This window comes from Acrocarpospora corrugata (assembly GCF_009687845.1).
Taxonomy (GTDB): domain Bacteria; phylum Actinomycetota; class Actinomycetes; order Streptosporangiales; family Streptosporangiaceae; genus Acrocarpospora; species Acrocarpospora corrugata.
The window spans coordinates 67,986-83,104 of the sequence record NZ_BLAD01000042.1 but is presented as its reverse complement, the minus strand read 5'-3'; the positions used below and the strand labels follow the sequence as shown (position 1 = coordinate 83,104).

Genomic DNA, 15,119 nt, shown 5'->3' with positions numbered 1-15,119 from the left:
GGTAGGCCGCTCGTTCTGCCCCGATACGCGAAGAAGTCTCACGATCCCCCTCCGTCACAACACCCCCATCCCTCCGCCCTGGGTCATATGTGGGATCTGCCCGGCCGCGCCGGTGTCTGGACTGAGGAACGCAGGGAGCGCAGCGACCGGAGAGACGAGGGAAGACACCGGCTGAAGGCGGCCGGGCCGCCGCGCCGAAGGCGCGGCAAGTAGACACAGCTAGACTCGGGGCCGTCCTAAGTCCCGGCAAGCTCGCGCTGATCGCGCCCGTAATTCTCGAAGGACAAATCAGTGAACAAGCCAGTCGTCCTGGTCGCAGAGGAGCTGTCCGACGCCGGTCTGGCCGTGCTCGGGGCGGACTTCGAGGTCCGCCACACCGACGGAGCCGACCGGTCCCAGTTCCTGCCCGCGCTCGCCGACGTGGACGCTCTGATCGTCCGCAGCGCCACCCAGGTGGACGCCGAGGCCATCGCGCACGCTCCCAAGCTGCGCGTCGTCGCCCGCGCCGGCGTCGGCCTCGACAACGTCGACGTCGAAGCCGCCACCAAGGCGGGGGTCATGGTGGTGAACGCGCCGACCTCGAACATCACCAGCGCCGCCGAGCACACCATCGCGCTGATCCTGGCCTCGGCCAGGAACGTCGCCCAGGCGCACGGCGCGCTCAAGAACGGCGAATGGAAACGTTCCAAGTACACCGGCGTGGAGCTGGACGAGAAGGTCGTCGGCATCCTCGGCCTCGGCAAGATCGGCCAGCTGGTCGCGCAGCGGCTGCAGCCGTTCGGCGTGGAGATCATCGCGTACGACCCCTATCTGCAGCCGGCCAGGGCCGCGGCGATGGGGGTGCGGCTGGTCTCGCTGGAGGAGGTGCTGCAGCAGGCCGACTTCATCACCGTGCACCTGCCCAAGTCCAAGGAGACCATCGGCCTCATCGGTGACCGGGAGCTGCACCAGGTCAAGCCGAACGTGCGGCTGATCAACGTGGCCCGCGGCGGCATCATCGACGAGAACGCGCTCTACTCGGCGATCAAGGAGGGCCGGGTGGCCGGGGCCGGGATCGACGTGTTCCCGAAGGAGCCGGTCACCGACAGCCCGCTGTTCGAGCTCGACCAGGTCGTCGTCACCCCGCACCTGGGCGCCTCCACCCACGAGGCCCAGGAGAAGGCGGGCACCCAGGTGGCCCGCAGCGTCAAGCTGGCGCTGGCCGGGGAGTTCGTGCCGGACGCGGTGAACGTGCAGGGCGGCGCGGTGGCCGAGGACGTCAAGCCGGGCCTGCCGCTGACCGAGCGGCTCGGCCGGATCTTCACCGCGCTGGCCGGCGAGGTCGCCACCCGCCTGGACGTCGAGGTGCGCGGCGAGATCGCCGGGCAGGACGTGCGGGTGCTGGAACTGGCCGCGCTCAAGGGCGTCTTCACCGACGTGGTCACCGACGCGGTCACCTATGTGAACGCGCCGCTGCTGGCCAAGGACCGCGGCACCATCGTGGAGCTGGTCACCAGCTCGGAGTCGCCGGACTGGCGGAACCTGATCACCGTGCGCGGCGTGCTCGCCGACGGGCGGACCGTCTCGGTGTCCGGGACGCTGTCGGGCCCCCGGCAGATCATGAAGCTGGTCGAGGTCAACGGCTTCACCATGGAGATCGAGCCCACCGACCACCTGGCCTTCTTCACCTACACCGACCGGCCCGGCATCGTCGGGATCGTCGGCCGGCTGCTCGGCGAGCACCGGGTCAACATCGCCTCGATGCAGGTGGCCCGGGGCGAGAAGGGCGGCAAGGCGCTGATCGCGCTGACCGTCGACTCGGCCATCCCGGCGGACGTGGTGGACCAGATCGGCACCGAGATCGGCGCCGACAGCGGCCGCACGGTGGACCTGGAGGACTGACCCAGCGTCTCAGATCCTGAGATGCTAGGTCGTCCAATGAGATGACTGGGGTAATCTGGCAGACCTCCCCAAGGTAGGAGGTCTGCCATGTATGACATGTATCCCTGGAACCGTCCGGACGAGGCCCGGGACGAGGCCGCAGACGCGATCCAGATCGCTCTCGACCGCCGGGACAACGGCGGCTCCCCGCAGCGTTAGAACCGCCGCTCCGCCGTGATCAACTGCGCCCTCGCCGCAACGGGGGATATGCCAATCTTGGGATGTGGTGAGCATCGGCGGCGTGACCGCGAACACGACGAGCCTGCTCCGGGTCATGAACGAGCGGGCCGTCTTCGGCGAGATCTTCCGGATGGGCCAGGTCTCCCGGCCGGAACTCGCCCAGGCCACCGGTCTGTCGAAACCGACGATATCCGTGGCTCTCGCGGATTTGGAGCGCGCCAAACTGGTCCGCGCGGTCGGTCTGCGGACCGGCAACGCGGGCCGGGCGGCGCTGCTGTACGAGATCCGGCCACAGGCCGGGTGGGTGCTCGCGGTGGACATCGGGCGCAACTACGTCCGGGTCGCGCTCGCCGACCTGGTGGGCGACATCGTGGCCCGGCGCGACGAGCCGTCCAGGGCGGACCACCCGGCGGAGCTGATCGCGCAGCTGACCGGCCTGGCGGCCGAGTTGCTCGCCGGCGCGGGGCTGACGGCCGAGGACATCACCCTGTCGGTGTTCGGCACGCCGGGCATCCACGACAAGGAGACCGGCGCGCTGCTGCTGGCGCCCAACCTGCCCGGCTGGGAGCTGCCAGGCGCGGTCGAGCGGCTCGCGGAGGTGGTGGCGGCGCCGTACGTGCTGGAGAACGACGTCGATCTGGCCGCCGTCGGCGAGGGCGCGTACGGCCTGGGCCAGGGCGTCTCGCATTTCGTGTTCGTGTCCATCGGCACCGGGATCGGGATGGGCGTCGTCATCGACGGCAGGCTCTACCGCGGCTCCCGGGGCGCGGCGGGGGAGATCTCGTACCTGCCGGTGGGGGAGGGCGACCCGAGGGTCAACCCGGGCCGGGGCATGTTCGAGTCGGTGGCCTCCGCCGACGGCGTGCTGGCGCTGGCCCGGCGGCTCGGCCTGGACGCCGCCACCGCCAAGGACGTGTTCGACGCGGCCAGGGCCGGGGACGCGACCGCCGGCCGGGTGCTGGCCGCCGAGGTCGACCACATCGCGCACGCGCTGGCCGGGGTGGCCGCCGTCCTCGACCCCGAGCTGGTGGTGCTCGGCGGCGGCATCGGCGCGCAGGCCGGCGACCTGCTGGCCGGTCCGGTGGCCGAACGGCTGGAGTCGCTGGTGGCGCTCCGCGCGCCGCGGATCCAGATCTCGTCCATCGGGCCGGACGCCGTGCTGCTCGGCGCGCTCGCGGTGGGCCTGGCGGCGGCCAGGGACCAGGTGTTCGAGCAGACCGTCGCGCTCGCATGATGAGATGGGTTCTCGATCTTCGAGATGGACGGGTAGGGTACCGGCATGGATTCGAGCAACATCCGGCTGGCGGTGATCCCCGGCGACGGGATCGGGATCGAGGTCGTCACCGAGGGCCTCAAGGTGCTGGACGCGGCCGGCGTCAAGGTCGAGACGACTCAGTACGATCTCGGCGCCAAGCGCTACCACGCCACCGGTGAGACCCTTCCCGACCCGGTCCTCGCGGAACTGCGCGGCTACGACGCGATTCTGCTGGGCGCGGTCGGCGACCCGAGCGTGCCGCCCGGCGTGCTGGAGCGCGACCTGCTGCTGAAGCTCAGGTTCCAGCTCGACCACTACGTCAACCTGCGGCCGGTCAAGCTGTTCCCCGGCGTGGAGACCCCGCTCGGCAAGGTGCTGCCCGGCGACATCGACATGGTCGTCGTCCGCGAGGGCACCGAGGGGCCGTATGCGGGCGCCGGTGGCGTGCTGCGCAAGGGCACCCCGCAGGAGATCGCCACTCAGGACTCGGTGAACACCGCCCACGGCGTGGAGCGGGTCGTGCGGTATGCCTTCGCCAAGGCCGCGTCCCGGGAGCGGAAGCAGCTCACCCTGGTCCACAAGACTAACGTGCTCACCTTCTCCGGCGACCTGTGGCAGCGCACGGTCAACCGGGTCGCCGAGGAGTTCCCGCAGGTCGCCACCGACTACTGCCACGTCGACGCGGCCTCCATGTTCTTCGTGTCGCAGCCGCAGCGGTTCGACGTGATCGTCACCGACAACCTGTTCGGCGACATCATCACCGACATCGGCGCCGCCATCGCGGGCGGCATCGGCCTGGCCGCCAGCGGCAACATCAACCCGGACCGGACCGCGCCCAGCATGTTCGAGCCGGTGCACGGCTCCGCCCCGGACATCGCCGGCCAGCACAAGGCCGACCCGTCGGCGACCATCCTGTCCGTCGCGATGCTGCTGGACCATCTCGGCTTCGCCGAGGCCGCGGCCAGGGTCGAGCAGGCCGTCGCCGACGACCTGGTCGAACGGCAGGGCGCGTGGGTGGCCCGCAAGACCCGTGAGATCGGCGACGACATCGCCGCCCGAGTAGCCGGCTGACGCCGGCCACATCCGCAGAGCGCACAGAAGGCGCATGGTGGCCCCGGTAAGGGCCACCATGCGCTTTTTTGTTACCCGCAAAATGCCCTAGGTTTCCCTTAGCAGAGTAGAGAGAAGGAACTTGCCATGACCAGCCAGCTCAGTTTCGACCAGCAGCGCAATCCGAACGCCCGCGGGCGCGAGGAGCGCGAGCGGATTCTGGCGAACCCGGGCTTCGGGCAGATCTTCACCGACCACATGGTGTCGATCGACTTCACCGAGGGACAGGGCTGGCACGACGCCCGCGTCGAGCCGTACGGGCCGCTGGTGCTTGACCCGGCGACGTCGGTCTTCCACTACGCGCAGGAGCTGTTCGAGGGGCTCAAGGCGTACCGGCAGGCGAACGGGGCGATCGTCGCGTTCCGGCCGTTCGCCAACGCGGCCAGGTTCAACCTGTCGGCTGCCCGGATGGCGATGCCGGAGCTGCCCGAGGAGACCTTCGTCGAGTCGCTCGAACTGCTGGTTCAGGCGGACCGGGACTGGGTGCCGACCACCGAGGGGCACAGCCTCTACCTGCGGCCGTTCATCATCGCCACCCAGGTCGGGCTTGGCGTCAACTACCCGTCCAAGAGCTACCGGTACATGGCGATCGCGTCCCCGGCGGCGTCGTACTTCGCGGGCGGGGTGAAGCCGGTCAAGGTGTGGCTGTCCACCGAGTACACCCGGGCGGCGCCCGGCGGGACCGGCTTCGCCAAGTGCGGCGGCAACTACGCGGCCGCGTTCGTGGCCCAGCGGCAGGCCGTCGAGCAGGACTGCGACCAGGTCGTCTGGCTGGACGCGTTCGAGCACAGGTATGTCGAGGAGATGGGCGGGATGAACCTGTTCTTCGTCTTCGGCGACCGTCTGCTGACCCCCGCGCTGACCGGCACGTTGCTGCCCGGCATCACCCGCGACTCGATCCTCACCTTCGCCGCCGAACTCGGCCTCACCGTAGAGGAGGGCCGCATCTCGATCGAGGAGTGGCAGGACGGCTGCGCCTCCGGCGTGCTCACCGAGGTCTTCGCCTGCGGCACCGCCGCCGTGGTCACCCCGGTCGGCTCGGTCAAGGGCGCGGACCGCGAGTGGACGGTCGGCGACGGCACCCCCGGCCCGGTCACCCTCAAGATCCGCGAAGAGCTGATGGGCATCCAGTACGGCACCCGCCCGGACAACCACGGCTGGGTACACAAGATCTGCTAGCGCTTGCGGATCAGCGTAAGTCCGTCCGCGATCGGGAGCAGGACCGAGTCGACCTGCGGGTCGGCGCTGACCAGGTCGTTGAAGGCGCGCATGGCGGGCACGTTCCCGCCCGCCTCCGCGTCGGCGATCCGCCCGCCCTGGAGGGTGTTGTCCGCGCAGATCAGCCCGCCGGGCGCGAGCCGGTCGATCAGCTCGTGGTAGTACCCCGGATAGCCGGGTTTGTCGGCGTCGATGAAGGCGAAGTCGATCGGCTCGTCCTCCGGCAGCGCCTCCAGCGTCTGCTGCGCGGGGGCGAGCCGCAGTTCGATCCGGTCGGTGAGCCCGGCCTTCTCCCAGTACCGCCGGGCCACCCCCGTCCACTCCTCGCTCACGTCACAGGCGATCAGCTTCCCGCCGGGCACCAGCCCGCGCGCGATGCAGATCGAGGAGTAGCCGGTGAAGGTGCCGACCTCGACGGCCAGCTTCGCCCCGGTCAGCTGGACCAGCATGGTGAGCAGCGTGCCCTGCTCGGGGGCGATCTGCATGCCGGCGTGGCCGCCGGTCAGCGCGGTCGTCTCCACCGCCAGCTCGCGCAGCACCTGGTCGGGCTGGGTGGCGTGCGCCGCCACATAGTCGGGGACCGACGGATCCTGGTATGACGCCTTCATGCGACCACCCTAGATCATGGCGACATCTCGAATCCTGAGATCAATGCGCCGAATGGTGGAGTCGTGTGGCAGACTCATGAGCACCATGTCTTACGGTCTGCTCATTATCGGCAGGCGCGCTGGCTGACACAGGACACCGCCAGCGCGCAGACCTCTCACGCCCGTGAGGGGTCTTTTTGTTTGGCACCCGAATGAGCACGCGCGGGCAGGACCTCCAACAAGGAGACGGAAACCCCAATGGCTGACGACGCTTTCCATGTGTACGACACGACCCTGCGCGACGGCGCGCAGCAGGAAGGCCTGAACCTCTCGGTCGCCGACAAGCTGGTCATCGCGCGCCACCTGGACGGCCTCGGCGTCGGCTTCATCGAGGGCGGCTGGCCGGGGGCCAACCCCAAGGACACAGAATTCTTCCGGCGGGCTCAGACCGAGCTCGACCTGAAGCACGCGCAGCTCACCGCGTTCGGCGCGACCCGCCGGGCCGGGGTGAAGGCGGCCGACGACCCCTTGGTCGCCGCTCTGCGCGAATCCGGCGCGCCGGTCGTGACGCTTGTCGCCAAGAGTCACGACCGGCACGTCGAATTGGCCCTGCGGACCACGCTGGCGGAGAACCTCGCGATGATCCGCGACACGGTCTCGCACCTGCGGGCGGAGGGCCAGCGGGTGTTCCTGGACGCAGAGCACTTCTTCGACGGCTACAAGTCCAACCCGGCGTACGCGCTGGAGGTCATCCGCACCGCCACCGAGGCGGGCGCCTCGGTGATCGCCCTGTGCGACACCAACGGCGGCATGCTCCCCGACGAGCTGGCCGACGTGGTGCACGCGGCCGTGCAGTCTTCGGCCAGGATCGGCATCCACTGCCACGACGACACCGGCTGCGCGGTCGCCAACACGCTGGCCGCCGTCCGGGCCGGCGCCACCCACGTGCAGGGCTGCGCCAACGGCTACGGCGAGCGCTCCGGCAACGCCAACCTGTTCACCGTGGTCGCCAACCTGCAGCTCAAGCGCGGCTACGAGCTGGTGCCGCCGCAGTCGCTGCGGGACATGACCAGGATCGCGCACGCCATCACCGAGGTCACCAACGTCACCCCGAACTCGCACCAGCCGTATGTCGGCATGTCGGCGTTCGCGCACAAGGCCGGCCTGCACGCCTCCGCCATCAAGGTGGACCCCAACCTCTACCAGCACATCGACCCGGCCGAGGTCGGCAACGACATGCGGATGCTGGTCTCGGACATGGCCGGGCGCGCCTCGGTCGAGCTGAAGGGCCGCGAGCTGGGCTACCAGCTGACCGGTGACCAGGCCCGCGAGCTGGTCGACCGGGTCAAGGAGCTGGAGTCCCGGGGCTACACGTTCGAGGCCGCCGACGCCTCCTTCGAGCTGCTGCTCCGCGACAGCGTGCACGGCGAGCGCCGCCGGCACTTCGCGGTCGAGTCGTGGCGGGTCATCGTGGAGCGCCGCCCGACCGGCGAGGTGGTCTCCGAGGCGACCGTGAAGCTGCACGCCAAGGGCGAGCGCATCGTCGCCACCGGCGAGGGCAACGGCCCGGTCAACGCGCTGGACCGGGCGGTCCGGGGCGCGCTGGAGGGTCTCTACCCGGAGCTGAGCGCGGTCGAGCTGGTCGACTTCAAGGTCCGCATCCTGGAGGGCACGCACGGCACCGACGCGGTCACCCGGGTGCTGGTCACCTCCACCGACGACACCGCCGAGTGGGCGACCGTCGGGGTGGACGAGAACATCATCGAGGCGTCCTGGCAGGCCCTGGAGCAGGCCGTCACCTTCGGCCTGCTCCGCGCCGGCTACACGCCCTGAACGCTTTAGACGAGGTCCTTACCGGACATCTTGAATGTGGCCGGGCCGTTGGGAGTACGCACGATGACGGTCCGGCCCGAGCAGGACACCTCCGGCTGGTCGGTGCCCGGCACCACCACGGTGAGCAGGCCCTTCGCCGACGGGGAGACCACCACGGGGGCGGCGTCCTTCTTCATGTACGCCCCGGAGATCCAGCCCTGGTAGGGCGAGGTCTGGCCGCGCACGATCTTCTGCCCGCTGACCTGCTTGCACCCCGGCAGCGCGAACTGCACGATCGACGCGCGCCAGTCGCCGTCGCTCACCACGACCTTGCCGCCCGCGTTGGAGGCCACCGCCAGCCTGGGCGACAGGTGCCACAGGTTGCGGACCTTGCCGGAGCTGACCGTGTCGTACACGGCCATGACGTCCTTCTTGTCGTGGTTGACCAGCACGGCGCGGGTCCGGCGGGCGCCGTAGGCGGTGTCGGTCAGCGTGTACGACTGCCGGTCCTCGCCGATCGACTTCCTGGTCAGCGCGGAGGCCACCCCGCCGCGGAAACGTTTCCCGGCCACGATCGGCACGTTGTGCGCCTCGGGGGTGATCGTCCAGCGGCGGTACGGGGTGTTCTCGTAGGAGTGGAAGCCCGCCTCGGTGAGGATGTTGCGGCCCTGGGCGTAGTAGGTGACGCCGAGGTGGTCCTCGTGGCCGTGGAACTTGAGGCCGGGGCCGTACCGGATCGAGTAGTAGGCGGACTCCTTGTTGTCCCAGGCGGTGCGGCCGAAGACGTAACCCGCGCGGTAGACCTGCACCAGCGAGTCGGGGCGGTCGAAGGTGGCGGGCTGCACGTCGGCCGGGCCGTCGCCGAGCGGGACCAGGAAGCCGTCCGGCTGGGTGGCGGCGCTGATGTGCTCGGGCAGCAGGTCCCAGCGCCGGTCCAGTTCCGCGGGTACCTTCAGGCCGCAGTCCTTGATCTTGTCCATGGCGACCCTGAGCCGGTCGTGGAAGTAGATCGCGTAGCGGGGGGCCTGCTCGCGCAGCGCGCCCTGGGAGTCCACGTCGAGGGTGGTGGTCTTCACCATCCGGCGGATCGCCTGGTCGCGCCAGCCCTTCTGGTTGTAACGGCAGGCGATGCCGAGCAGGCCGATGTCCTGGTCCAGCCCGTGGTTGTGACCCCACTCGTAGTTCCGGTCGTTGGCCAGGATCCTGGCGTGCTGGGCCAGGCTGTCCTTCAGCCACTTGTCCGGCACGTGCCTGCTCAGGCAGACCAGCGCGGGCGCCCGCAGCGCCACCGGATGCTCGGCCCACGCGTAGGCGGCGCCGCCGCCCGGCGGGTTCCTGGCCACCCAGTCCTTGGCCACCTCGGTGGCCCTGGCCAGGTACTTCGCGTTGCTGGTGGACTCGTAGTCGGCCACCAGCCGCCCCATCCAGCGCAGCGAGTGGAACACCATCTGCCAGGACCTGTTCTTGTACGGATCCAGCTTCCAGTTCACCTTCTCGCCCACCTGGACCGCCGGCAGATCGAGGAAGGACAGCTTGCCCGCCATCACGTCCTCGGACGTGGGCGTCGCGGGCAGCCAGTCACCCTGGCACTCCGCCGTCCTGGCCGCGTTCGCGGGCAGCGCGACCGCCAGGCTCCCCGCCAGGAACAGGGCCAACACGCCGACAACTCTGGTACCGCTGGGCACGCCTGTTCCTTCCATCACGCAGGGGGCGCGCTCATGCTGGCCGAATCGTGGTGATTGGGTCAAGTAACCACACAAATTTCCCAGACATCACCCGGTGAGAGCCACCTGATCGCTGGCACTAGCCTGGTGGGCGTGCGTATCGCAAGGTTTTCCACGGGCGGCGGCGTCGCGTTCGGCGTGCTGGAAGAGAACGAGCAGGTGCTCGCCAAGATCGACGGGCACCCGTTCGGCGGGGTCCAGCTGACCGGGGAGCGCTTCCCGGTGGCCGAGGTCAGAATGGTCGCGCCGATGCTGCCCAGCAAGGTGGTCGCGATCGGGCGCAACTACGCCGACCACGCCAAGGAGATGGGCAACGACGTGCCCACCGAGCCGATCATGTTCCTCAAGCCATCCACCTCGGTGATCGGCCACGGCGAGGCCATCGTCTACCCGGAGGGCCTGTCCGAGCGGGTCGACTACGAGGGCGAGCTGGCCGTCGTCATCGGGCGGCTCTGCCGCGAGGTCCCGGTCGAGCGGGCCAAGGACGTCATCTTCGGCTACACCTGCGCCAACGACGTCACCGCGCGCGACCTGCAGAAACGGGACGTGCAGTTCACCCGGGGCAAGGGCTTCGACACCTTCTGCCCGCTCGGGCCGTGGATCGAGACCGACCTGGACGCGACCGACCTGGCGCTGACCACCTCGGTCAACGGGGAGCTGCGGCAGAGCGGGCGCACCTCGCAGCTGCTGTTCGACATCCCCACGCTCATCGCCCACGTGACCGCCGTGATGACGCTGCTCCCCGGCGACGTGCTGCTCACCGGCACCCCCGCCGGAGTCGGGCCGATGTTCCCCGGCGACCAGGTCAGCGTGGGCATCGAAGGCATCGGAACTCTCACCAACAGGGTGGTCGCACGTGACTGAGGTACGAGTCCGCTTCGCGCCCTCGCCGACCGGCATGTTCCACGTCGGCGGGGCCCGCTCCGCGCTGTTCAACTGGGCGCTGGCGCAGCAGTCCGGGGGCCGGTTCGTGCTGCGGATCGAGGACACCGACGCCGCCCGCAACCGCCCGGAGTGGACCGAGGGCATCATCTCGGCGCTGGCCTGGATCGGCGTCGACGGCGGGTCGCCGTGCTTCGAGGGGCCGTACTTCCAGTCGGCGTACGAGCAGCAGCACCGGGAGGCCGCCGCGCTGCTGCGCAAGGACGGCCGGGCCTACCACTGCACCTGCACCCGCGAGGAGGTGAAGGCGCGCACCGGCTCAGAGCACCAGGGCTACGACGGGCACTGCCGCGATCTGGGCAGGACCGAGGGCGCGCTGCGCTTCCGCACCCCCGACGACGGGGTCACCGTGGTGGAGGACCAGGTTCGCGGCACGGTGGAGTTCCCCAACGACGCGATGGAGGACTTCGTCATCGCCAGGGGCGACGGCTCGCCGCTGTTCGTGCTGGCCAACGTGGTCGACGACGTGGAGATGCGGATCACCCACGTGGTCAGGGCCGAGGAGCACCTGTCCAACACGCCCAAGCAGCAGCTGCTGTGGGCCGCGCTGGGCCACCCACCGCCGGTCTGGGCGCACGTGCCCGTGATCGTCAACGAGAAGCGCCAGAAGCTGTCCAAGCGCCGGGACAAGGTGGCCCTGGAGTCCTACCGGGACGAGGGCTACCTGCCCGAGGCGATGGTCAACTACCTGATGCTGCTCGGCTGGGGCCCCGGCGACGACCGGGAGATCATGCCCTGGGCCGAGATGGTCCCGCTGTTCTCGCTGGCGGACGTCAACCTCTCGCCGGCCTTCTTCGACGAGAAGAAGCTGCGCGCCTTCAACGGGGAGTACATCCGCGCCCTGCCGCTGGAGGTCTTCATCCGGCGCTGCGCGCCCTGGCTCGACGCCGACTGGGACCGGGACACCTTCGCCAGGGTCGCCGAACTGGCCCAGACCCGGGTGGCGGTGCTCTCCGAGATCACCGCCAACGTCGACTTCCTGTTCCTGGCCGAGCCGGTGCACGACCAGGCGTCCTGGGACAAGGCGATGAAGCCCGGCGCGGCCGAGATGCTGTCCGGGTACGCCGCGCGTGTCGAAACCGTGAACTGGGACCCCGAATCCCTGAAGACCGCCCTGGAAGAGGTGGGCGCCGGGCACGGCCTCAAGCTCGGCAAGGCCCAGGCCCCCATCCGGGTGGCCGTCACCGGCCGCACGGTCGGTCTCCCGCTGTTCGAGTCCATCGAGGTGCTCGGCCGCGAGCGCACCCTCGACCGGCTCAGGACGGCGCTGGCGAAGCTCTGAGAACCCCGACGGCCGCCACGGCGGCCGTCGGGTCAGCCTGCCTACTGGAGGCCGCGGCGCTCCAGCAGGGGCTCGATGCGCGGGTCACGGCCGCGGAAGGAGCGGAAGGCGTCCATCGGGTCCACGCTGCCGCCCTTGGACAGGAGTTCGCGGCGGAAGCGGTCGCCGTTCTCGCGGAGCAGGCCGCCGTTCTCGGTGAACCATTCGACGGTATCGGCGTCGAGGACCTCGCTCCAGATGTAGGAGTAGTAGCCCGCGCTGTAGCCGCTCGCCCAGATGTGGGCGAAATAGTTGCTTCGGTAGCGTGGCGGCACGGCCGGCAGGTCGACGCCCGCGCGGCCCAGGGCCGCCGCCTCGAAGGTCTCCGCGTCGCCTTCCGCGTAGTCGGTGTGCCAGGCCCAGTCCAGCAGGGTGGCGGCCAGGTACTCGACCGTGGCGAAGCCCTGGTTGAACTTCTGCGCCTCCATCATGCGGTCGACCAGCTCCCGGGGCATCGGCTCGCCGGTCTCGTGGTGCTTGGCGTAGTTGGCCAGGATCTCCGGGTGGGTCGCCCACATCTCGTTGACCTGGGAGGGGTACTCGACGAAGTCGCGGGGGACCGCCGTGCCCGAGAAACGGGGGTGGCGGACGTCGGAGAACAGGCCGTGCAGGGCGTGGCCGAACTCGTGGAACATCGTGTTGACCTCTTCGAAGGTCATCAGGGTCGGCTCGCCCTTGACGATGTTCAGGTTGTTGACCACGACCGGGCGGGCGCCCTCCAGGGCGGACTGCTTGACCAGGCTGTTCATCCAGGCGCCGCCGCGCTTGGAGGCGCGGGCGTGGAAGTCGCCCAGGAACAGGCCCAGCGGGGAGCCGTCCTCGTTGAAGACCTCCCAGACCCGTACGTCCGGGTGGTAGCCGGCCAGCTCGGGGCGGGCCTCGAAACGCAGGCCGTACAGGCGGGTGGCGGCGTAGAAGACGCCGTCGTGCAGGACGCGGTCGAGCTCGAAGTACGGCCGCATCTGGGCGCTGTCGATGGAGTAGCGCGCCTTGCGCACCCGTTCGGCGTAGAACGACCAGTCCCACGCCTCGATCGGAAAGCCGGCGTCCGCCTCCAGCGCCTCCTGCTCGCGGCGGGCGTTGGCGACGGCGGGGGTGACCAGCTTGTCCAGCATCTCGGTGACCGCGCCGGTGGCGCCGGCGGTCTGGTCGGCCAGCACGTACGCCGCGTGGTCGCGGTAGCCGAGCAGGCCGGCCCGCTCCCGCCGGAGCGTGGCGATCCGGGTGATCAGCTCGGCGTTGGCCGCGCCCCGGCCGGTGGAGGCCCGGTGCACCCGCTCGCGCAGCGCCCGATCGGTCAGTGAGTCGAGCGTGGGCTGCCCGGTCGGCAGGACCAGGGTGATCAGGTACTTGCCGTCCAGGCCGCGCTCGGTGGCCGTCTCCCTGAGGCCCTGGACCGTGTCGGGGGCGAGCCCGTCCAGTTCGGCCACGTCCTCGACCACGACGGCCCGCTCGTTGGTGTCGCTGAGCAGGGTCTGCTGGAAGGTGGTCGCCAGCGAGGACAGCTCCTCGTTGATGGCGCGCAGCCGGGCCTGCTGGGCGTCGTCCAGTTCCGCGCCCGCGCGGACGAAGTCGGTGCGGTAACGATCCAGCAGCCATTGTTCGGCCGGGTCGCCGGTCTGGATGGCCTTCAGCCGGGCGTACAGACGGGCGTTGAGGTGGATCGCGTCGCTGTGCTTGGCGAGCTGGGGGGTGACCGTCTGCTGGATGGCCTGGATGCCGGGGGTGGTGTCCGAGGACGCCTGGTTGAAGAAGACGGTCGACACCCGGTCGAGCAGCTGCCCGGAGAGTTCCAGCGCTTCCACGGTGTTTTCGAAGGTCGGCGGCTCGGGACTGGCCGCGATCGCCTCGACTTCCGCGAGATGCTCGGCCATTCCCTGCTCGAACGCGGGGGCGTAGTGCTCCTCCCGGATCTCCCGGAACGGGGGGAGCCGGTAGGGCAGCGAGCTGGGGGAGTGGAACGGGGTCATCGGTGGCGACTCCTCACGGTGGTTGGGTCCGTACAGGTTCGCACAAGCCGCGAAGACGACACGATCTCCGTGGGCCTGGCAATCGTTTTGGTAGTGGGTCCCTGGCTGGGCTATTCTTTCGGAGTCGCACACGAACTCCGTAAGGGGTGAGCGGTGTTGATGGGGTATGGTGTAATTGGCAGCACGACTGATTCTGGTTCAGTTAGTCTAGGTTCGAGTCCTGGTACCCCAGCTGCATCTCCGTGACACACGGTGCATGGTCCCGTCGTCTAGTGGCCCAGGACGCCGCCCTCTCAAGGCGGTAGCGGCGGTTCGAATCCGCTCGGGACTACACAAATCTCTCTAGAGAGATTTGCGTGCTGACTTGAAAGCTTGCAAAGTTTCCTGTCAGGACATGCGTTACGAAAGCTTGGTCCCGTCGTCTAGTGGCCCAGGACGCCGCCCTCTCAAGGCGGTAGCGGCGGTTCGAATCCGCTCGGGACTACCAAGCAGGACCCCTCACCTGGTGGGGGGTCTTTTTCGTTTGCCCAGACTGGTCCGATTTGCGTTCAACGCGGCTGGGTTCGAAAATTAGACTCATGACGACGACGACGAACACGCGCACGCACTCGTGGACGCCCCCCAGCCAGCTCCCGGCCGACTTCGCGGAGCTCAGCGGCCTGGAGTTCCTCCAGGCGATGCTGGACGGCAAGGTCCCGCCGCCGCCGATCGCGGGCACCCTGGACTTCACCCTGCTCAGCGTGGAGCCCGGCGTAGCCGTCTTCGAGGGCCAGACCGGCGAGCACCAGTACAACCCGCTCGGCAGCATCCACGGCGGCTACCTGGCCACGCTGCTCGACTCCGCCCTCGGCTGCTCGGTCATGACCGCGCTGCCGCCCGGCCAGGCATACACCACGATCCAGCTCAACGTGAACATGATCCGGCCGGCCTTCGCGCACACCGGCCCGCTCCGCTGCGAGGCCAGAACCCTGCACGTCGGCCGGACCGTGGCCACGGCCGAGGCGAAGGTCGTCGGCTCAGCGGACGGCAAGCTCTACGCGCACGGCACCACGACCTGCGCGATCTTCCCGCTCCGCTGAC

Annotated in this window: 11 protein-coding genes and 3 tRNA genes; 11 read left to right on the top strand and 3 right to left on the bottom strand. The window is 69.5% G+C overall.

The window, feature by feature from the left end; translation table 11 throughout:
• Positions 1-291: 291 nt before the first annotated feature.
• The 4 genes from serA (at position 292) to Acor_RS10090 (ending at position 5,644) form a co-directional block, all read left to right on the top strand.
• The gene (gene serA, locus Acor_RS10105; protein WP_155336315.1) at positions 292-1,881 is read left to right on the top strand and encodes a phosphoglycerate dehydrogenase; all 1,590 of its coding nucleotides are present in this window, start codon (positions 292-294) and stop codon (positions 1,879-1,881) included.
• A 523-nt stretch (positions 1,882-2,404) separates the two neighbouring features.
• Positions 2,405-3,334, top strand: a complete 930-nt coding sequence (locus Acor_RS10100) for an ROK family protein (RefSeq protein WP_422664796.1) — start codon at positions 2,405-2,407, stop codon at positions 3,332-3,334.
• Between the two features lie 45 nt (positions 3,335-3,379).
• Complete coding sequence (locus tag Acor_RS10095; RefSeq protein WP_155336313.1) at positions 3,380-4,426, top strand: 3-isopropylmalate dehydrogenase; 1,047 nt, start codon at positions 3,380-3,382, stop codon at positions 4,424-4,426.
• Positions 4,427-4,552: 126 nt separating this feature from the next.
• Positions 4,553-5,644: a branched-chain amino acid aminotransferase gene (locus tag Acor_RS10090; RefSeq protein WP_155336312.1), complete on the top strand. Its 1,092-nt coding sequence runs from the start codon at positions 4,553-4,555 to the stop codon at positions 5,642-5,644.
• Here Acor_RS10090 and Acor_RS10085 read toward each other — a convergent pair.
• A complete protein-coding gene (locus Acor_RS10085) occupies positions 5,641-6,291 on the bottom strand; it encodes an O-methyltransferase (protein WP_155336311.1) in 651 nt (216 codons plus the stop codon). The genes Acor_RS10090 and Acor_RS10085 overlap by 4 nt on opposite strands.
• A 237-nt stretch (positions 6,292-6,528) precedes the next feature.
• On the opposite strand from Acor_RS10085, the gene cimA reads away from it, so the two are divergent.
• Positions 6,529-8,103 carry a citramalate synthase gene (gene cimA / locus Acor_RS10080; protein ID WP_155336310.1) on the top strand — a complete coding sequence of 525 codons (1,575 nt, stop codon included), beginning with the start codon at positions 6,529-6,531 and terminating at the stop codon, positions 8,101-8,103.
• A 5-nt stretch (positions 8,104-8,108) separates the two neighbouring features.
• Here cimA and Acor_RS10075 read toward each other — a convergent pair whose 3' ends face one another.
• Positions 8,109-9,740 carry a heparinase II/III domain-containing protein gene (locus Acor_RS10075; RefSeq protein ID WP_246238540.1) on the bottom strand — a complete coding sequence of 544 codons (1,632 nt, stop codon included), beginning with the start codon at positions 9,738-9,740 and terminating at the stop codon, positions 8,109-8,111.
• 159 nt (positions 9,741-9,899) lie between these two features.
• Between Acor_RS10075 and Acor_RS10070 the strand changes: the two genes are divergently transcribed.
• Positions 9,900-10,670, top strand: coding sequence for a fumarylacetoacetate hydrolase family protein (locus Acor_RS10070; RefSeq protein ID WP_155336309.1), 771 nt, complete (start codon positions 9,900-9,902; stop codon positions 10,668-10,670).
• Positions 10,663-12,030, top strand: a complete 1,368-nt coding sequence (gene gltX / locus Acor_RS10065; RefSeq protein ID WP_155336308.1) for a glutamate--tRNA ligase — start codon at positions 10,663-10,665, stop codon at positions 12,028-12,030. The genes Acor_RS10070 and gltX overlap by 8 nt, the downstream gene beginning before the upstream one ends.
• 41 nt (positions 12,031-12,071) lie before the next feature.
• Here gltX and Acor_RS10060 read toward each other — a convergent pair whose 3' ends face one another.
• On the bottom strand, positions 12,072-14,039 hold the full coding sequence (locus Acor_RS10060) for a M3 family metallopeptidase (protein ID WP_155336307.1): 1,968 nt from the start codon (positions 14,037-14,039) through the stop codon (positions 12,072-12,074).
• A gap of 160 nt (positions 14,040-14,199) precedes the next feature.
• Here Acor_RS10060 and Acor_RS10055 point away from each other — a divergent pair.
• The 4 genes from Acor_RS10055 (at position 14,200) to Acor_RS10040 (ending at position 15,118) form a co-directional block, all read left to right on the top strand.
• Positions 14,200-14,271 (top strand) — tRNA-Gln (locus Acor_RS10055).
• Positions 14,272-14,297: 26 nt separating this feature from the next.
• A tRNA-Glu gene (locus tag Acor_RS10050) sits at positions 14,298-14,370 on the top strand.
• An 80-nt stretch (positions 14,371-14,450) separates the two neighbouring features.
• Positions 14,451-14,526 (top strand) — tRNA-Glu (locus Acor_RS10045).
• Positions 14,527-14,617: 91 nt separating this feature from the next.
• Positions 14,618-15,118 (top strand): PaaI family thioesterase, encoded by a 501-nt coding sequence (locus Acor_RS10040; RefSeq protein ID WP_155336306.1) that lies wholly within the window; start codon positions 14,618-14,620, stop codon positions 15,116-15,118.
• Position 15,119: the final 1 nt, after the last annotated feature.